Annotated in this window: 12 protein-coding genes; 7 read left to right on the top strand and 5 right to left on the bottom strand. The window is 72.8% G+C overall.

Going from position 1 to position 19,210, the window contains the following annotated elements; all coding sequences use genetic code 11:
• Nucleotides 1–138: 138 nt before the first annotated feature.
• From ACV7NM_RS30370 to ACV7NM_RS30350, 5 genes are all read left to right on the top strand, one after another.
• The gene (locus tag ACV7NM_RS30370) at nt 139–1,323 is read left to right on the top strand and encodes an ATP-binding protein (RefSeq protein ID WP_463413308.1); all 1,185 of its coding nucleotides are present in this window, start codon (nt 139–141) and stop codon (nt 1,321–1,323) included.
• On the top strand, nt 1,320–5,138 hold the full coding sequence (locus tag ACV7NM_RS30365) for a DUF5682 family protein (protein WP_463413307.1): 3,819 nt from the start codon (nt 1,320–1,322) through the stop codon (nt 5,136–5,138). Before ACV7NM_RS30370 ends, ACV7NM_RS30365 begins: the two co-directional genes overlap by 4 nt.
• The gene (locus ACV7NM_RS30360) at nt 5,135–7,072 is read left to right on the top strand and encodes a hypothetical protein (protein ID WP_463413306.1); all 1,938 of its coding nucleotides are present in this window, start codon (nt 5,135–5,137) and stop codon (nt 7,070–7,072) included. The genes ACV7NM_RS30365 and ACV7NM_RS30360 overlap by 4 nt, the downstream gene beginning before the upstream one ends.
• Before the next feature lie 457 nt (nt 7,073–7,529).
• On the top strand, nt 7,530–8,285 hold the full coding sequence (locus tag ACV7NM_RS30355; protein ID WP_463413305.1) for an HAD family hydrolase: 756 nt from the start codon (nt 7,530–7,532) through the stop codon (nt 8,283–8,285).
• A complete protein-coding gene (locus ACV7NM_RS30350) occupies nt 8,282–10,636 on the top strand; it encodes a glycoside hydrolase family 65 protein (protein WP_463413304.1) in 2,355 nt (784 codons plus the stop codon). Before ACV7NM_RS30355 ends, ACV7NM_RS30350 begins: the two co-directional genes overlap by 4 nt.
• A 74-nt stretch (nt 10,637–10,710) precedes the next feature.
• Here the strand turns inward: ACV7NM_RS30350 and ACV7NM_RS30345 are convergent, their stop codons facing one another.
• From ACV7NM_RS30345 to ACV7NM_RS30335, 3 genes are all read right to left on the bottom strand, one after another.
• Entirely contained in the window at nt 10,711–11,538 is an 828-nt protein-coding gene (locus tag ACV7NM_RS30345; protein ID WP_463413303.1) for a hypothetical protein, read from the bottom strand.
• Nucleotides 11,539–11,832: 294 nt separating this feature from the next.
• The gene (locus ACV7NM_RS30340) at nt 11,833–12,267 is read right to left on the bottom strand and encodes a VOC family protein (protein WP_463413302.1); all 435 of its coding nucleotides are present in this window, start codon (nt 12,265–12,267) and stop codon (nt 11,833–11,835) included.
• A gap of 106 nt (nt 12,268–12,373) precedes the next feature.
• Entirely contained in the window at nt 12,374–14,887 is a 2,514-nt protein-coding gene (locus tag ACV7NM_RS30335; protein ID WP_463413301.1) for a helix-turn-helix transcriptional regulator, read from the bottom strand.
• 154 nt (nt 14,888–15,041) lie between these two features.
• Between ACV7NM_RS30335 and ACV7NM_RS30330 the strand changes: the two genes are divergently transcribed.
• A complete protein-coding gene (locus tag ACV7NM_RS30330) occupies nt 15,042–15,263 on the top strand; it encodes a hypothetical protein (RefSeq protein ID WP_463413300.1) in 222 nt (73 codons plus the stop codon).
• Between the two features lie 10 nt (nt 15,264–15,273).
• Here ACV7NM_RS30330 and ACV7NM_RS30325 read toward each other — a convergent pair whose 3' ends face one another.
• Both ACV7NM_RS30325 and ACV7NM_RS30320 read right to left on the bottom strand, forming a co-directional pair.
• Nucleotides 15,274–15,699, bottom strand: coding sequence for an ester cyclase (locus ACV7NM_RS30325; RefSeq protein WP_463413299.1), 426 nt, complete (start codon nt 15,697–15,699; stop codon nt 15,274–15,276).
• 181 nt (nt 15,700–15,880) lie between these two features.
• A complete protein-coding gene (locus ACV7NM_RS30320; protein WP_463414118.1) occupies nt 15,881–16,513 on the bottom strand; it encodes an HAD family acid phosphatase in 633 nt (210 codons plus the stop codon).
• A gap of 529 nt (nt 16,514–17,042) precedes the next feature.
• Here ACV7NM_RS30320 and ACV7NM_RS30315 point away from each other — a divergent pair.
• Nucleotides 17,043–19,199: a discoidin domain-containing protein gene (locus ACV7NM_RS30315; RefSeq protein WP_463413298.1), complete on the top strand. Its 2,157-nt coding sequence runs from the start codon at nt 17,043–17,045 to the stop codon at nt 19,197–19,199.
• The last annotated feature ends 11 nt before the right edge of the window (nt 19,200–19,210 follow it).

Genomic DNA, 19,210 nt, shown 5'->3' with positions numbered 1-19,210 from the left:
GCCGGCCGGCGCCGACCGCCCCGGGCCCGCGCCGGCGTCGGCCGGCGCCGGGCCGCCCCGCTCAGGGCACCCGGGGCGCCCGCTTGCCCCGGGCGCCCCCTCCTTCCTTCTTCGCTCGAACCCGAGAGGACTTCTCCCATGACCCTCACCGACCAGGACGCCCAGCCGGCGACCGTCGCGGCAGCGGCCGCGCCGGCCCGGCAGGTATTGCCCGCCGAGGAGCGGCACGCCGCCGAACTCGCCTTCCTCGCCGCCCAGGACACCGGTCCCCGCCCGCCCGGCTGGGCGCTCACCCCACGCGCCGTCGTCACCTTCGTCTGCGGCAGCGACGGCACGGAACTCGCCCTGCCGAAGCGTCGGACCGGACTCCCCGCGAAGCTGGTCATCGCCCCCAAGTTCGTCGGCGAACGGGCCCTCGTCGAGCGCTGCGTCGTCACCCTTGCCGGCGAGCGCGGCCTGCTCCTCACCGGCGAGCCGGGCACCGCCAAGTCGATGCTGTCCGAACTGCTGGCCGCCGCCGTCTGCGGCACCAGCTCCCTCACCGTGCAGGGCACCGCCGGTACCACGGAGGACGCCTTCCGGTACGGCTGGAACTACGCCCTGCTCCTCGCGCAGGGTCCCAGTCGGCAGGCGCTCGTCGACTCCCCGGTGCTCAGCGCCATGCGGACCGGGCGGGTCGTGCGCGTCGAGGAGATCACCCGCTGCCTGCCGGAGGTGCAGGACGCTTTGGTGTCGATCCTGTCCGACCGGCGGATCACCGTCCCCGAACTGACCGCCACCGAGGACGCGGTGATCAGCGCGACCCCCGGCTTCACCGTCATCGCCACCGCGAACCTGCGCGACCGCGGTGTCTCGGAGATGTCCGCGGCTCTCAAGCGACGCTTCAACTTCGAGACGGTCGCGCCGATCGCGGACGCGGACGCGGAGGCGACGCTGATCCGCCGCCAGGCCGTGGCCGCAGTACAACGCGCCGGAGCCGCGTTCGGGGTCGACGACGCCGTGCTCGACGCCCTCGTCACCGTCTTCCGGGACCTGCGCTCGGGGCGCTCGGCGGAGGGCTGGGACGTGGAACGCCCCGGTACGGTCATGTCCACCGCCGAAGCCGTCCAGGTGGCGGCCTCCCTGGGGGTCGCCGCGGCGTACCTGCCCGGTGGTGACGCCCTGGACCTGCTGCCGGGGCACCTGCTGGGCGTGGTCCGCAAGGACGACCCGGCCGACCACGGCCGTCTGCTGGGCTACTGGGACGGCCCCGTCCGCCGCCGCGCCGAGGACGGCTCGGCGATGTGGCGCCGTCTGTGGGACCTGCGCGGGAGCCTGCGATGACCGCCGTCCGCCCGGTCCCGGCGGCCGTCCCGGGGGGCGTCGACCCCCGGGACGCGGTTGACGCGCTCGCCGCGTCGCGGGCGCCGTACCTGCTGGGCGTGCGTCACCACAGCCCCGCCCTGGCCGCGATGGTGCCGGCGCTGCTGGACGCCTCGGAGGCGGAGGTGGTGTGCGTCGAGTTGCCCGTCGACTTCCAGCCCTGGCTGGAGCACCTGGGGGACCCGGAGACGGTGGCCCCCGTCGCCCTGGCCGGAACGGGCGCGGACGACCGTCTGGCGTTCTACCCGTTCGCGGACTTCTCCCCCGAGCTGGCGGCGATCCGCTGGGCGCGGGCCCGCGGCGTCGAGGTCCACTGCTGCGACCTCCCCCTGTCGGCCCCGGCCTGGACGGCCCCGTCCCACCCCCTGCCGCCGGGCCGCCCGGAGCCCCTCCACCCCGCCGGTTCGGCCGACTCTGCCGATTCGGCCGATTCCACTCGGGAGCGGCGCCCCTTCGCCGACGCTCTCGCGGCCTCCGGTACGGGGCGTGACGGCGACGACCTGTGGGACCGGGCGGTCGAGGTCCTCGCTCCCGGCTGTGCGCCGGAAGCGGTCCGCCGTGCGGCCCTCGGTGTCGGCTGGGCACTGCGCGAGGACGCAGAGGTACCCGCCGGCGACCTGGCCCGCGAGGCCCACATGCGTGAGGTCATCGCCGCGGCTGCCACCGGCGGACGCCGGGTCGCGGCGGTGATCGGTGCCTTCCACGCCCCGGCCCTGGCCGACTGCGCACCCGCACCCGCGCCCGTCCCGACCCGGCCCGCGCCCGTCACCGCCCCGCCCGCTCCCGCCGGTGCGGCATCCGGCGCAGGAACGACCGCCGTTGCCGAGGTGCCCGACGACGGCGGCGGCGCAGGGGCGTCCGTCGACACGGCCGGGCTCCCGAGCCAGAGCGCCGTTGCGGCCTCGGCCGGCGCGATCGCGCCCGGTGTCGACACAACCGCCCCTGGTGGGGCTCGGGGCGCGGGACCCAGGTCCCGTACGGCGGAGGGGGAGCCCGTCGGGGCGGTCGCCTCGTTCGTTCCGTACTCCTTCGATCTGCTCGACTCCCGTTCCGGTTACCCCGCCGGCATCCGGGACCCCCTTTGGCAACAGGCCGTCCTCGAAGCCGCCGGGGACCCCGGGCGGCTTCGCGACGCCGCGTCCGCCGCCGTCGTCGGGATCTGCCGGGAACTGCGGCGCGCCGGGCACACCGCCGGGACCGGCGAAGCCGCCGAGACGCTGAGGCTCGCCTGCGACCTGGCCGTCCTGCGGGGGCTGCCCGCACCCGGCCGGGGAGAGCTCCTCGAAGCCGTGTCCACCGTGCTCGGCCAGGGCGAACCGCTCGGCCGGGGCAGGGCATTGGCCCGCGCTCTCGAGGCGGTCCTCATCGGCACCGGCCGCGGCCGGATCACCCCCCGCGCGCCCCGCTCCGGCCTCGGTCCCTCCGTCGAGGCCGAGCTCGCCGAGCTGCGACTGCCCGGCCCCGAGGACCCCGCGCCCCGCGAGGTCCGCCTCTACCCGCTGCGCTCCGAGCTCGACGGCCGCCGCGAGGTCCTCCTCCGGCGTCTGCTCGTCTGCGGTTCCTCGTACGGGGAACCCGTCGCCGTGGCCGCCACGGGCGACGGCACCGCTCTCGGCACCAAGTGGCGGCTCGCCTGGACGCCGTCCGTCCCCGCCCGGCTCGACCTCGCCGGGGTGCGCGGCGTCACCGCCGCCCAGGCCGCCGCCGGGACCCTCCGGGACACCGCCCGCCGGGCCGCCGCCGACGGCGGTCCGGCCCCGGCCCAGATCCTCACCGGCCTGGCCGCCGCCGCCCATTGCGACCTGCCCGAGTTGGTCGGCGACCGCCTGGAGGAGGCCGCGGCCGTCCTCCCCGAGTCGGCCGGGCTGCCCGAACTGCTTGCGGCACTGGAGCTGTTGGAGACACTGGTCCGCGGCCACCTGCCCGGTACGGACGGTGCGTCCCGTGTCGCCGCGGCCTCGCTCGCCGGTGAGCTGCTCGAAGCCGCCGTGCGGTCCCTGCCCGGCCTCGCCGGCAGTACGGACCCCGCCGACGCCCGCTCCCTGGTGGCCCTGGCCGATCGCGCCGCGACCCGCCGGCTGGGCCTGCGCATGGACGCGGCCCTGGCGGAACTGGCCTCCACCGCCTCGCCCTTGATGCAGGGCGCCGCACTGGCGGTACGGGTCCTGCTCGACCTCGACCCGGCCGCCGGGCTCGGCGACCGCGCCGCCGGATGGATCGACGGCGCCCGCACCCCCGCCTCCCGCCGCGCCCTCACCCGCCGCCTCAGTGGCGTACTGACCGCAGCGGGACCGCTGCTGACGTCCTCCGATGCCGCCCTCGCTCCGGTCCTCGACCGGGTCGACAGCCTCGCCGACGAGGAATTCCTGAACCGGCTCCCGGCTCTGCGCGGCGGCTTCGACACCCTCGCGCCCGCCGCCCGCGACCGGCTGCTCCACACCGTCACCGAACGGCTCGGCGACCGCGTCGACGTCTCCCTCGACGCCTCCCCGAGCCTGCTCGCCCTCTGGGCCGCCGCGGACGCCGCGGGTTCCGCCGCCCTCAAGGCCCTTCCGCTGCCGCAGCGCCGTACGCCGTCCACCGCGCGTGGCCCCGAGCCGGCGGGCACCGCCCCGCACGGCCCCGCCGCCGTACCCGAAGGCCGTGCGCTCGCCCCCGCCGACCGCTGGCGGTTGCTGCTCGGCCGCCACCATGACCGACTGCCGCAGGGCGGACGGCGCTACGCCCACGCGCTGGACGAGCTGTACGGCACCGGTCGGGGCGAGGGCTCCACCGACCTCGACGCGGGCACCGGCGCGGGCGCCGGCCCCGGGGGCGGCCGGGAGGCCTCCTTCCCCACGGCCCGCGAGTGGGCGCGGGAGCTGGAGGCACTCTTCGGCGCCGACGTACGCGAGGAGGTGCTCGCCGAAGCGGCCGACGCCGGCCGCGCCGACGTACTGACCCAGCTCGACCCCCGGTCCGTACGGCCGTCCGTGGAGCTGCTGAGTTCGGTGCTGTCCCTCGTCGGGGGCCTGCCCGAGGCCCGGCTTGCCCGGCTGCGGCCCCTGGTGCGCCGACTCGTCGACGAACTCGCGAAGGAGTTGGCCACACGACTGCGTCCGGCGCTCTCCGGCCTCACCACCGCGCGCCCCACCCGCCGTCCCGGCGGCACGCTCGACCTGGCGAGGACACTGCGGGCGAACCTGGCCCACACGCGTCGCCTCCCCGACGGCAGGACGGTCGTCGTGCCCGAACGGCCCGTCTTCAGCACCCGCGTGAGCCGTGAGGCCGACTGGCGGCTGATCCTCATCGTCGACGTGTCCGGTTCGATGGAGGCCTCCGTCGTCTGGTCGGCCCTCACGGCGGCCGTACTGGGTGGTGTGCCGACGCTGTCCACCCACTTCCTCGCCTTCTCCACGGAGGTCATGGACCTGACCGACCGGATCGACGACCCGCTTTCGCTCTTGCTGGGGGTGCGCGTCGGCGGCGGTACGCACATCGCGGCGGGCCTGTCCCACGCGCGCTCGCTGATCACCGTCCCGAGCCGCACACTCGTCGTCGTGGTCAGCGACTTCGAGGAGGGCGGCCCGATCGGCGGCCTCCTCGCGGAAGTACGCGCCCTCGCCGCCTCCGGAGCCCATCTGCTGGGCTGCGCCGCGCTCGACGACTCCGGTACGCCTCGCTACTCGGTCCCCACCGCGCGCCAACTCGTCGCCGCCGGGATGCCGGTGGCCGCCCTCAGCCCCCTTGCCCTCGCCCGCTGGGTGGGCGAACGCCTCCGTGGAGAAGCCCGTTGAGCCCCGACCAGTTGCCGCCCGTCGCCCCCGAGGCCCTCGCCGAAGCCGTGGAGGGCCTCACGGCCCGGCTGCGCAAGAAACTCGACGCGGCCATCGCGGGTTGCGCCGACGGCGCCGTCGCCGAGCCCGACGGCAGCGTCACCGTACGCTTCGGCGAGGACGCCCTCGTCACCCTCCGGCCCGGCCCGGACGGCACGATCGCCACCGCCGACCAGGCGGTGTGCAGTTGCCTGCTGGCCCCCCGCTGCCTCCACCGCACGGCGGCCCTCGGGGCCTCCCCCCTGGCCACCCCCCGACAGGAGCAGCCCCAGCCGACCCCGGCCGCGATCCCGACCGCGTCACGGCTTCCGGGTGTGGACGCGGGTGCGCCTGCGGCGCCGTCGCCGGGTTCGGGCGACGATCCGGCGCGCGGCCACGGGTCGGCGCCGCCTCGCGAACCGCAGGCCGGACCCGACGCGGCGCCACAGGAGTACGGGCCCTCGGGCGCGGGGTCCCCTCCCGGACAGGCGCAGGTCCGGGCCGCACACGGGCTGTGGCGGGCGGCTGCCGAGGCCCTTGCCGCAGGGGCCACCGCCGGGGGCGCGGTGGTGCAGGCCGAGTTGCTGCGGGCCGGCCACACCGCCCGCCTGGCCGGGCTGCCGCGCGCCGAGGCCGCCGCACTGCGGGTGGTACGGGGGCTGCGCGCCGCCGGCGAACGCAGCGGCAGCCATCGGCTCGCCGACCTCACCGGCGCCTTCCGCGAACTGCTGTACACCGCGGGGATGCTCGCCTCCGGCGCGGCCGGTCCCGAACTCACCGGCACCTCCCGGCGCGCCTACCGCCCCGGCGGCAGCCTGCGCGTGTACGGCCTGTGTCGCGAGCCCGTGCTCTCCGCCACCGGGTACGGCGGAGTGGTCACCCACCTCGTGGCCCCCGACGGAGCCGCGTACTCGGTCTGCGACGTCCGTCCCGGCGGCCTGGCCCGCGCCCGCGGCGCCGGCTCGGCCTCCGTGGCCCTCGGGGGCGCCGCCCTCGACCACGCGGGTCTCGCCCGCGGGGGCCTGCGGATCGCCGGGGCCACCGTGTCCCCCGAGGGCCGGCTCGGCGCCGGTCGCGGAGTACGGGCGACACCGCTGCGCGGTGTGCCGTGGACCGAGGAACCGGCCGCAGCCCTCTTCGCCCGGCCGGCCGCGGAGGCGGTGGCCGCGCAACTCGCCGACCCTGGTGCGGACCCCGACCCCGACCGGGGCCCGGAGGTCGGCGGCGCGCTGCTCGGCTGTGACGTGGAGGTCGTCGGCCCCTGCGGCGAGGACCTCCTGGTGCGCGAGACGCGGCCGGAGGCCCCGCTGCTCCGGCTGCGCGCCGCCCACCCCCACCCGGAGCTGCCGTACACGGACAACCTGCGCCGGCTGGCCGCCCGCCCCGGGCTGAAGGTCCGCGTGCTGGGCCGCCCCGACCTGGACCGGGCGGCGACCCTGCGTCCGTTGGCGGTCGGCCCCGTGCCCGGCGCGGAGTACACCTTGCTGCTTCCCGATGAATGGCTCGGCCGCGCCGACCTCGGCTACGACCGGCTCCAGGGCGGGAACTTCCCACCCCCATCGGCCGCTCCCGGTCCGCCGCCCCCTGTCACCGGCGGTCCGGACCCACTGGCGGACTCCCCGCTGTGGCGGGTGCGCCGCCTGCTCGAAACCGGGGTCGCGGGCGGTCGGCGGGCCGTCGCCGAAGCGGCCCGCGGAGCCGAGCCACTCGCCGCGAACGGCCCGCTCCGCCGCGCCGGTTTCACCACGGCGGCGGAGCTGGCAGCGGCCCTCGCCACCGAGGCGGACCGCCGCGACCGCGATGCGTTCGGCCGCCTGACCGACCCGTCGCCGGACCACTACGCGTGGGCGTGGCTGGCGGCAGCCGTCCACCTGACCGCGGCCCGCCGATCGCTCGTCGCCGCCTCCTGGCGTTGAGCCGACTCGTTCGGATCGTCCTCCCGCGCCGCACCCGCGTACGCGCGGCGTCCGCCGCCGCCCGCGAGTACGGCCGGATGGACCGGCTCGCGCGGCTCGGTGAGCGCCCGGGCCGCGCCGGACTCTGCTCCGCCGGGCCCTGTCGAACGGCAGAAAGCCAGGACAGCCGCCGCACCTCAGCCCCCTCCGAGCCGTCACGGCGCTCGCCGGCCGTGGCGGTCGGCCGTGGTGCCCCCGCGCGTCGCTCGTGTGCGGCGCCGTCCGGGTGGTGTCGCCCGTTCGCCCGCCGTCAGGAGCCGGGGCCGGCGGGAAGGCCGTGTTGTCCTGCCTGCCCGGCCCCACGGCCGTGGGTACGCGTCGGGCATCCGGTGACGGGACGGTTCGACCACCGCGCCCGGAACGGCGCCACGGCGATCACTACCGTCTCAGCCCGGCGACACGGGGAAAGGTTGGCTGTATGACAACAGAGCTCGGTTTGCCAGAAGAGATCCAGGCGTGCCTCTTCGACCTCGACGGGGTCGTCACCAAGACGGCCGTGGTGCACGCGGCCGCCTGGAAGGAGACGTTCGACGCGTTCCTGCGCGAGCGCGAGGGGGAGGGCTTCCGGCCCTTCGACCCGGTCGCCGACTACGACGAGTACGTCGACGGACGTCCCCGCGCGGACGGGGTGCGTACCTTCCTCGAATCGCGCGGCATCCGACTGCCCGAGGGCGGCCCGGACGACCCGCCGGACGCCCTGACGGTCAACGGCGTGGGCAACCGCAAGAACCAGCTGGTCCTGAAGAAGATCCACGACGAGGGCGTGGAAGCGTACGACGGCACGTTGCGCTACATCGAGGCGGCCCGGGCCGGCGGTCTGAAGACGGCGATCGTCTCCTCCAGCGCGAACGCCCGGGACGTGCTGCACTCGATCGGCGCGGAGCACCTCTTCGACGTACGCGTCGACGGGGTGGTCGCCGCCGAACGCGAACTGCCGGGCAAGCCGCACCCCGACACGTTCCTGTCGGCCGCCCAAGACCTCGGCGTCGACGCCAAGCACGCCGCCGTCTACGAGGACGCGCTGGCCGGCATGGACGCGGGCCGCTCCGGCGGTTTCGGATTCGTCGTCGGCGTCGACCGCGTCGGTCAGAGCGACGCGCTGTACGCGCACGGCGCCGACGTGGTCGTCAAGGACCTCTCGGAGCTTCTCCGCCGGCGGGGAGGCGCCGCGTGATCACCCACCGCTCTTATACCGTCGAACCCTGGGCCGTGCGGGAGACCGAACTCGAGCTCGAAGTCCTGGCACAGAGCGAATCGGTGTTCGCGCTGTCCAACGGACATGTCGGCTGGCGCGGCAACCTCGACGAGGGCGAACCGCACGGCCTGCCCGGCTCCTACCTCAACGGCGTGTACGAGGTGCATCCGCTGCCGTACGCCGAGGCCGGCTACGGCTACCCCGAGTCCGGTCAGACGGTCATCAACGTCACCAACGGCAAGATCGTGCGACTGCTCGTCGACGACGAGCCGTTCGACCTGCGCTACGGCCGGCTCGTCTCGCACGAACGCGTCCTGGACCTGCGCACGGGAACGCTCACGCGGATCTGCGAGTGGCTCTCCCCCGCCGGCTCCCGCATCAGGGTCCGCGCCACCCGGTTGGTCTCCCTCACACAGCGGGCGATCGCCGCTGTGGCCTACGAGGTCGAGGCCGTCGACCGCCGGGCGCGCGTGGTGATCCAGTCCGAGCTGGTCTCCAACGAGCAACTCCCTGAGTCCGACGGGGACCCGCGTGCCGCGATGGCGCTGGAGGCGGCGCTGGAACCGGAGGAGAACTTCGCCTCCGGCAGCCGGCTGCGCCTCGTCCACCGCACACGGCGCAGCGCGCTGCGCGTGGCCGTGGCCGCCGACCACGTCGTGGAGGGCCCCGAGGCGACCACGACCGCGAGTGAGAGCCATCCCGATCTGGCCCGACTGACCGTCACCTCCGTCCTGGAGCCCGGGCAGCGGCTGCGGGTGGAGAAGCTGGTCGCCCACGGCTGGTCGGGTGTCCGCTCACTGCCCGCGATGAGCGACCAGGTCGACGCGGCGCTCGCGGCCGCCGCGCGCGGCGGCTGGTCGGGACTGGTGGACGAACAGCGGCGCTACCTGGACGGCTTCTGGGCCGGCGCCGATGTGAAGGTCGAAGGCGACGAGGAGATCCAGCAGGCCGTACGGTTCGCCCTCTTCCACGTCTTGCAGGCCGGCGCCCGCGCCGAGCAGCGGGGCATCCCCGCCAAGGGACTGACCGGCTCCGGCTACGACGGGCACGCCTTCTGGGACACCGAGATGTTCGTACTGCCCGTACTCACCTACACCGCGCCGCAAGCGGTCGCCGAGGCCCTGCGCTGGCGGCAGTCGACCCTGCCCGCCGCGCGCGAGCGCGCCGCGCAGCTCGGGCTCTGCGGCGCGGCCTTCCCGTGGCGGACCATCGAGGGGCAGGAAGGGTCGGCGTACTGGCCCGCCGGCACGGCCGCGTTCCATGTCAACGCCGACATCGCGCACGCCGTGACGCGGTACGTGGCGGCGAGCGGCGACGAGGAGTTCGAGCGGGACACCGGGGTGGAACTGCTGGTGGAGACCGCCCGTCTGTGGCATTCGCTGGGCCACCACGACCACCACGGCGCCTTCCACATCGACGGGGTCACCGGGCCCGACGAGTACAGCGCGGTCGCCGACGACAACACCTACACCAACCTGATGGCCCGGGCGAACCTGCTGGCCGCCGCCGAACTCGTGGAAAGGCATCCGAAGGAGGCCGAACGACTGGGCGCCGGTGAGGAGGAGAGCGCCGCGTGGCGAGACGCCGCCCACGCCATGAACATCCCCTACAACGACGAGATCGGTGTCCACGAACAGCACTCGGGCTTCACCCGCAACCAGCGGTGGAACTTCGCCGGCACCCGACCGGACCAGTACCCGCTGCTGCTGAACTTCCCCTACTTCGACCTGTACCGCAAGCAGGTCGTCAAGCAGGCCGACCTCGTGCTCGCGATGTACACCTGCGGCGACTGGTTCGACGAGGAGCACGTCGCCCGCAACTTCGCCTACTACGAGCCCCTGACCGTACGGGACTCCTCGCTGTCGGCCTGCGTCCAGGCCGTGATCGCCGCGCAGACGGGACACATGCGCCTCGCCTACGATTACGCGTCCGAGGCGGCGTTGATGGACTTGGAGGACCTGGAGCACAACACGCGCGACGGGCTGCACATCGCCTCGCTGGCCGGCACGTGGATGGCGCTCGTCGCGGGGTTCGGCGGCACCCGCCGAATGCGAGGAGAGCTGCGGTTCACCCCCCGGCTGCCGGAGAGGTTCAGCCGCCTCACCTTCACGCTGCAGTTCCGCGGTCGCCGCATCCAGGTGGAGATCGGCCGGCAGAGCGCCACCTACACACTGCTGGAGGGCCCGGCCCTGACGATCCACCACCACAGCGAACCGGTCGTCCTGCGCCCCGACACCCCCGCGTTCCGCCCCGTCCCCCCGCTGAAGCCGGGTCCGGCTCCCGAACAGCCCCCGCACCGCCGTCCGAACGCCCACCACGGACGCGTGTGAGGGGCAAGGCGAGCCCGGCCGATCGCTCCGGCCGGGCTCGCCTTCCTTCCGGCGTGTGTCAGGCCTTGCGCGTGTCAGCCCTTGCGGCGGGCCGTGTGGTAGAGCGTGGCAGTCAGCGCGGCGGCCTCGTCCTGCGAGGCGCGCGGACTGCCGGCCTTCGTCTGCGTCAACTGGAACACGTTGGCGCCGCCGACGGTGGAGTAGTCGGACCAGGCGCAGACCGGGATCTCGTAGTCCGCGTCGACGCTCTTCGACGCGCCGTCACGCTTGGCGTGGACGACCTTCACATCCTGGCATTTCATCAGCGCGCCCTCGAAACCGTCGGGCTTGACGACCCTGGCACTTCCGACGCGCCGCATCTCGACCCCTGGCCTCTTCCCGTCGCCCTTGGGGCCCTTGTTGGCGACGTTGGCGAAGTAGTTGTCGAGTGCCGTGGCGGGGTCGGCGATCTCGCCGTAGAGGCCGTCGAAGATGAGCCGTCTGCCGCCAATCTTCGCAGGGTCGGTGTTGAGCTCGTTGTAGATGCCGGACACCGCCCGGGCGTTCTTCACCCCGATGCCCTCGGCCTCTTTCTTCTGCTCCGCGTTCAGCTCGCCGGGCGCGCTCCCCGGACTCGACTTCGTGTAGGCGTCGACCGACTCCGGGGCGACGAGCGTGTAGCCCCGGGTACTGGCGAAGACTTCGTCATTGCCCACGCCGTCACCGTCGCCCCCACCCCGGAGCGCGAAGTAAGCACCGCCCGCGATCACCGCGAGGGCGACGACCACCGCGGTGATGAGCAGGCCCGTCTTCTTCGTCGGAGCCGGTTTCGGGGGGCCGAAGCCGTACGGGGCAGCGCCGTAGGAGGGCTGCCCGCCGTACGGGTTGGGCTGACCGTACGGTCCGGGCTGGTCGCGGCTCATGTGCGACGTCCAGGGCAATACGGCGCGAGTGCCACGCCGAGTGGGGTGAGGCGCAGGGAAGTCATCGGGAACCCTTTGTCGAGGTGGCTCGCGACGCGGTGAGCTGCCGCGAGCTGGACATCCCGATGTTGGCCGGCCGAACCGCCCGGCCAACAGGCCAAGTCACCGGCCATTGGCGACCGGCCATTCATGACCTGCGTCGTTTCGGCAAGCCGGTCATTGCCGTGCGGCGCGACCTTTGAGGAGAGGCCCGAGGGAGACGGCCTCCCCTCATCCCGCCGTCGGGGAGGATGCTCAGTCGAGACAGAACTCGTTGCCCTCGATGTCCTGCATGTGGATGCACGACTCGTTGTCGTCATCGGCGAGCAGCGTTCGCACGTGTACCGCGCCGAGGGCGACCAGTCGTGCGCATTCGGCCTCCAGCGTGGCGAGGCGTTCTTCACCCACGAGTCCGGTGCCGGCCCGCACGTCGAGATGCACCCGATTCTTGACGATCTTCCCTTCGGGAACGCGCTGGAAGAGCAGGCGCGGGCCCGCACCGGAGGGATCACTGCACGCGAAGTAGATGACCTGGTCCTCCGGCGGCAGCGAGCGGTGGTAGTCCTCCCAAGTGCCGAACCCCTCCGGCACCGGCGGTACGACGTACCCCAGCACCTCGCACCAAAAGCCGGCGAGGCGTGCGGGTTCAGCGCAGTCGAAGGTGACTTGGAACTTCTTGATCGATGACATCGGCGCACCATAACAGGGCGGAGCTGTTGCTCATCTCCCGCCTGAGATGCGCACGTTGGCGGGCGGACAGCCCCTGGGGCAACGCCCCGCCGTCACGCTCCCGCGGTCACGGGATGATGCCGGTCGAAGGGGGTGTGAAGGCGGCCGGTGCGAAATTCCGGTGCCGACTGCGGAACGTGCGTCCGAGGTGGTGTTGCAGCCGGACGTGGCGGAACTGGTAGACGGCTCCGGTCTGGCGCAGCACCCCCCGGTGGTAGGCGTCGTCCAGGAAGGCGGCGGGGTCCCAGGGGAGTCGCCCGGCCAAGGGCAGCCAGACACGTGCCAGCACGATCCATTGCCCCCAAGCCGTGAAGGCGAGGACGTAGGAGGCCGAGCCGCCCAGGCCGCCGACCGCTCCGATGAACAGGCTGTCCGCGACCTCCCAGTTGAGCGGGCCCACCACGTCCCGGAGCAGACGGACGATCAGGTGGCCACCGAAGGCGATGGCCGCGGTGAACGCCGGCGCCAAGATGAGGAATTGTCGGCCGGCCGTCGTACGGTTCGAGGACAGCAAGCTGATAGGGGTGGCCGCCGCGGTGACGTCCACGGGCACTTCGAGTGCGGCCATGAGCCCGAGGACGAGGCCGGCGGCCGAGCCGAAGATCAGCCCGAGGACCAGCACGTTGATCAGGGTCCCTTGGACGATGCGCGGGTCGGTGACGGACGTCCCCGCTGCCAGCGCCCGTCCGAGGGTGAGCGCGCAGGCGCATCCGATGCCCATGACGGTGCCGCCGATCAGACCTTGCAGCGACCTGACGGCGAAGGTGCGCAGGGGGCGACGGCCCAGGCTCTGGTGCCCGGCCCGCAGTGTCAGCCGGACACGGGCCGGCTCGAAAGCCGCTCCGCCACCGGATCTGTCCACCATGGCGTAGACGGCGCCGAAGGCGAGACCCGCCGCGGGCCCCATGAGACCTCCCTGTAGGAGGAGTTCGCCGAGGGCGAGTGGGGTGAGCAGCAGGCCGACCAGCCAGTCGGCCAACGTGACGCACACGGTGGTGGCCAGGACGACGACCAGGATCCGCGCCGAGCGGGACAGGAAGTCACCGAGCTGCCACCACGCGAGGTCTTGGCGCTCTGTGTCGAGACGGGCCAGGTGATGGGCGAGGTGGCCGAGCCAGCGTTCGGCCCGCGTGGAGTCGGCGTACGAGGCCTTCGGCCGCGGGCCGGTGGCGTCCCGCTCCGCGGCGCGCCGACGGTAGACGGCGGGCACGAAACCCGCCAGCAGGTGTTCCTCCAGGCTTTTCACCGAGGGGAACCGGTCGGCGTCCAGGAGTTCGGCGGGATCCTTGCCGGGTGTCTCGCTGTACAGGGTGCGGGCGAGGATGACCATCAGCGGGGTGCTCAGCACCGTGGCGAGGTTCGCGCCCGCGGTGTCTTGGCGCGTGCGCAGTCGCGTGAGGACCGCGTCCCACGCCGAGCGGGGTACGCCGGTGCTGCCCGGTGCGCTCTCGTGGGATGCGACCATGCGGGTGGTGCGGGGCAGGTAGTCGCCGAGGTCGTCGAGGGTGAGGTCGGTGAGCTCGATGCCCCCCGCCCAGACCAGCGGCGCGTGCGCTGCCCTGACCGCTTCGGCGTACTCGTCGCGCCGACTGGTGAGGACGAGCGGCGCGGCCGTCGCGTTGAGCGCATCCAGGGCCTCCCGCCGCAGACCTTCGGCCATCTCGTCGAACCCGTCCAGGATCGGGAGGATGAGGTCGGCGTCGACCAGCGCCGCGGCCAGGGTGGCCCCGCGCGAGCTGCGGCGGGCCAGATGCGGGTGGTCGCGCAGCAGTCGGTCGATCAGCCAGTCCCGCAGTGCGGTGGTCGAGGGGTCCCAGGAACCGATGCTGAAGATGACCGGGACACGGCGGTGCGGGACGGGGGCTTCCAGGAGGTCCAGGGTGAGCCTGATCGTGAGGATGGATTTCCCCGAGCCCGCGCGGCCGAGGATCACCAGCCGTCCGGAGGGGATCCTGAGGTAGACCTCGGCCACGCTCCGCAGATCGCCGTCCAGATCCACCTCGCGCGGTGTCTCACCCGGCCCCAGACGCTGGATGTTCTCCGGGCGGTCGGTCAGGGCGACGGGCGCCGGCTTCCACCGGACGGGCAGGGGGAACGGATCGTGGACGTGACGTTGCGCCTCCTCGCGGCGCCAGCGGCGCCGCACCTCGGTCGCCAGCTCTCGCGCGGCGTCGGCGAGGGCGTCGTGCACGGGAAACCGGGTGGGCTCGGACGCCGGCAGCCCAAGGTCGGGGCAATGGGCACCGCCGTCCCGGGGTGCCTGCGCGGTCGACCCGTCGGGCACGGGGCGGTGTTCCGGTACGGGTTCGCGCCGGGGCTCCGTTTCGGTTCCCGCCCGGGCGGCGGGGCCGCCGGGCGATGCGGCGACGGTGGCGGCCAGGCTCAGCCGGTCCTCGTCCGCGAGGTCGAGCGCGTCCGCGAGCAGATTGAGCGTCCCCATCCGGTGGTTGGTGGCTGTGCCGCTCTCCAACCGGCGAATGGTGCGCACGCTGACCCCGGACCGTTCGGCCACCTGCTCCTGCGTCAGGTTCGCCCGGACGCGTAACGTGCGTAGCAGCGTGCCGAGGTCGTCCTCTGTCATCGAGCGTCTCCCTACCTACCGGTGCGAACGGCGGTGAGCCTACCCGCGGCCTCCGGTCACCAATGGCCGGTCGTCTGGCCTGTACGACCGACATGGCCGAGGTCACGGTGGAAGTCGGCGCCCGGAGCGCACCGACGGAAGGCAAGGAGCCGACGTGGCCAACCGCTACTGGTGCGGGGAGTGCGGCTTCAAGACGCCCTGGCTCGGCAGGGCCGAGGGTCTGCGCCGACAGGTCGAGCACTACGCCCGCAAACACCCCGGCACTCCCCCGGGCGGCCAGATCGAGACCCGAAGGCGCGGCCCGGCGCCGGTCGGGTATCTCCTGGCGACGGTCGCACTCGTCCTCCTGGCCATCGTGGCGGCTTGGCGCCGTTGAGCGCGGAAGGTCAGTCGACCTGCGGCCAGTCCCAGCCGAGCTGGAAGAAGAGGCCGAGGCGGTCGCTCACCGCGCGGATCTCGGAGATCTTGCCGTCCCGCACGGTGAGGATCCAGATCGCCTCGTTCTCGAAGGAACGGCCGGTCGGATCGGGCATGCGGGGGTGGGCGCCGCCGTTGACGCCGCGCTGCGTGAGGCGGGCGACGACCTTGTCGCCGGCGGCGATCACTTCCTCGACGTGGATGGTGAGCGGATCGAAGGCGGCGAGTTGCCCGCGCAGGCCTTCGAAGGCCGCACCCGGTTCGTCGGCCTCGCCGTGGATGATCTTGTTGTGGTCTACGACGTCGTGCGCCATGAACTGCGGTAGGTCCGCGAGCCGGCGTTCGCTCACCGCCTCGAAGAAGTTCCGGATCACTTTCTCGTTGTCGTCCACCACGACGTTCTCCCCCTGTTGATCAAGCTCTGGTGACCCAGACCTTACCGCTTGGCCATGGGCTCGACCCTTGCAAGTGATCACCGACGCAGGGGGAACGGCGAAGGTCCGGCACCACCGTCGGCGCCGGCCAACCGCGTTGCCGGGGCGCCCGAGCCTTCGGGGCACGGGCGCCGGGTTCTCGTCAGGAGAGTTTGCCGCCGTAGTCCGGAAGCTTGAAGGTGCGTTCCGCGTGACCTCCGACGAGGTCGCTCTCGTTGTTGCCGATGTTGGCGATGATCGTGTAGCCGCGGTTCTCGATCTCGGTGCGCTTGGCCGTCTTGTACGCGCTGACCTCGCTGAACAGGTTGGGCAGGTCGCGTACGTAGAGTCCCGACACCGGGTAGCCGACCGAGGTCAGGTTGTGTTCGGTGAGCGAGTAGAGGATGCCGGGGCGTGCGGTGACGAAGAAGACGGCGACACCGCGCGCGTTCGCGTACCGGGTCAGGTCGAGGACGGGGGCGATCGCGGGGGTGGGGCTGGTCCAGAACCAGTGGAAGTCCGTCTCCAGCGAGGAGTTGTCGATGTCGAGGACTATGGCGGGCTTCTCGCCGGCAGGGGAGGAATCGAGGCGCCGCTCGACGTACGGCCGGGCGGCGCCCATGACGGCGTCGACGTCGCGTCGCCAGGTGGCGTAGTCGATGCCGAGGATCGCGGCGTTCCCGCCGGGCGCCCAGGTGGTGACGGAGGCAGGAGCCTGCGCGGGCGCGCCCGTCGCCGCGTGCGCGGCGGTGGCCGGGGACAGGGCCAGTACGGCCGCAGCGGCGGCGGTGCCCATGACGGTGCGGGCTCTGCGTGTGGGGGTCACAGGGTCACTCACTCCTGGTCGCGGATGGCATGTACGCGAAAAGAATCAGTCAGAACCCCGGCGATTTCTACTGGTCGGTAGGTAATTTCTGGCGACCGCTGGGTGAACGCGTGTCGCGGACGCCGCGAGGGCGCCCGGTCACCCCGCGGCCGGGACGAGTTTCGCGAGTACGACAGTGGAACAACACTGCCGACGAGTAACGAACACACGGCCGCGAACCGGCCCGGGGCACGGTCACTTCCCGAAGGCCACCGACGCTCCGCCCCGCTGAGCGGGCGCGGTGGGACGGAGCGGTCAGGAACTGAGTAGAGCCCTGTGGTGTTTTTTCGTCAATACTTTTCACAAGGATTGAAGAAACTTCAAGTTCACGGGCTCGTGGCCCAGTTGAGCTGGAACCAGGCCTTCAGTTCCTGAACGCCGAAACCCTTGACGCCCCACCTGAGGGGCAGTTCACTCACGCTTCGATCCCCCCGGATCCAAGACGTCAGGAGCCCCCCGCATGCCACTCCTCTCCGATCGCCCGCCGCGGCCGACCGTCGCGGCGCTCGCCGCCGCCTTGGTCGCGGCCCTCCTGGTACTGCTGCCCGGCACCCCGGCCCAGGCCGCACCCGTCCTGCTCTCCCAGGGCAAGCCCGCCACCGCCTCCAGCGTGGAGGGCGCCGGGACCCCGGCCGGCGCGGCCGTCGACGGCGACAACGGGACCCGCTGGTCGAGCCAGTTCGCCGACCCGCAGTGGATACAGGTCGACCTCGGCGCCCCCGCCCAGTTGAACCAGGTGGTCCTGCGCTGGGAGGCGGCGTACGCGAAGTCCTACCGGGTCGAGTTGTCCACCGACGGCACCACCTGGTCCACCGCCTACTCGACGACCGCCGCCGGCGGCGGGGTCCAGACCCACGACATCACGGGCACCGCGCGCTACGTCCGCGTCTACGGCACCCAACGGGCCACCACCTACGGCTACTCGCTCTGGGAGTTCCAGGTCTACGGCACCACGGGCACCGGCCCGGTGATCCCCGGCGGCGGCGACCTCGGACCGAACGTGATCGTCTTCGACCCTTCGATGCCGGACATCCAGGCCAAGCTGGACCAGGTCTTCGCCCAGCAGGAGTCGGCCCAATTCGGCGCCGGGCGTTACCAGTTCCTCTTCAAGCCGGGCACGTACAACGGCCTCAACGCCCAGATCGGCTTCTACACCTCGATCTCCGGCCTCGGCCTCAACCCCGACGACACCACCATCAACGGCGACGTGACCGTCGACGCCGGCTGGTTCGGCGGCAACGCCACCCAGAACTTCTGGCGTTCCGCCGAGAACCTCGCCCTCAACCCGGTCAGTGGTACGGACCGCTGGGCCGTCTCCCAGGCCGCGCCGTTCCGCCGGATGCACGTCAAGGGCGGCCTGAACCTGGCGCCCGACGGCTACGGCTGGGCATCGGGCGGCTACATCGCCGACTCCAAGATCGACGGGCAGGTCGGCAACTACTCGCAGCAGCAGTGGTACACCCGTGACAGCTCGATCGGCGGTTGGTCCAACGCCGTGTGGAACCAGGTGTTCTCGGGCGTCCAGGGCGCACCGGCCCAAAGCTTCCCGAACGCCCCCTACACCACGCTCGACAGCACGCCCGTCTCCCGCGAGAAGCCCTTCCTCTACCTCGACGGCACCCAGTACAAGGTCTTCGTACCGGCCAAGCGCACCGACGCCCGCGGCACCTCCTGGGGCAACGGCGCGCCGCGGGGGTCCTCGATCCCGCTGAGCCAGTTCTACGTGGTCAAGCCGGGCGCGAGCGCCGCGACGATCAACGCGGCGCTGGCCCAGGGCCTGCACCTGCTGTTCACGCCCGGTGTCTACCACGTGGACCGGACCATCCAGGTCAACCGCCCGGACACGGTCGTACTGGGCCTCGGCCTGGCCACGATCGTCCCGGACAACGGAGTGACCGCGATGAGGGTCGCCGACGTCGACGGCGTCAAGCTCGCCGGCCTCCTGATCGACGCGGGCCCGGTCAACTCGCCCAGCCTCCTGGAGGTCGGTCCGACCGGCACCACCACGGACCACGCGGCGAACCCCACCACCGTGCAGGACGTCTTCGTACGGGTCGGTGGCGCGGGCGCCGGCAAGGCCACGGTCGGCATGGTGATCAACAACCACGACACGATCGTCGACCACACGTGGATCTGGCGCGCCGACCACGGTGACGGGGTCGGCTGGGAGACAAACCGCTCCGACTACGGGTTCCGGGTGAACGGCGACGATGTCCTGGCCACCGGTCTGTTCGTCGAGCACTTCAACAAGTACGACGTGCAGTGGAACGGCGAGCGGGGCCGCACGATCTTCTTCCAGAACGAGAAGGCGTACGACGCGCCCAACCAGGCGGCCGTCCAGAACGGCTCCACCAAGGGCTTCGCGGCCTACAAGGTGGCCGACTCGGTGAACACCCATGAGGGGTGGGGGCTGGGCAGCTACTGCTACTACAACGTGGACCCGACCATCCGGCAGGACCACGGCTTCGAGGTGCCGGTGAAACCGGGCGTCAAGTTCCACGACCTGCTCGTCGTCTCACTCGGCGGCAACGGCCAGTACGAGCACGTCATCAACGCCACGGGAGCCCCGACCTCGGGCACCTCGACCACCCCCTCGACCGTCGTCTCCTTCCCCTGACCCGTCCCTGA

This window comes from Streptomyces sp. Tek67B01 (assembly GCF_055231995.1).
The sequence above is the reverse complement of the archived record's forward strand: the minus strand, read 5'-3'. Positions and strand labels throughout refer to the sequence as shown.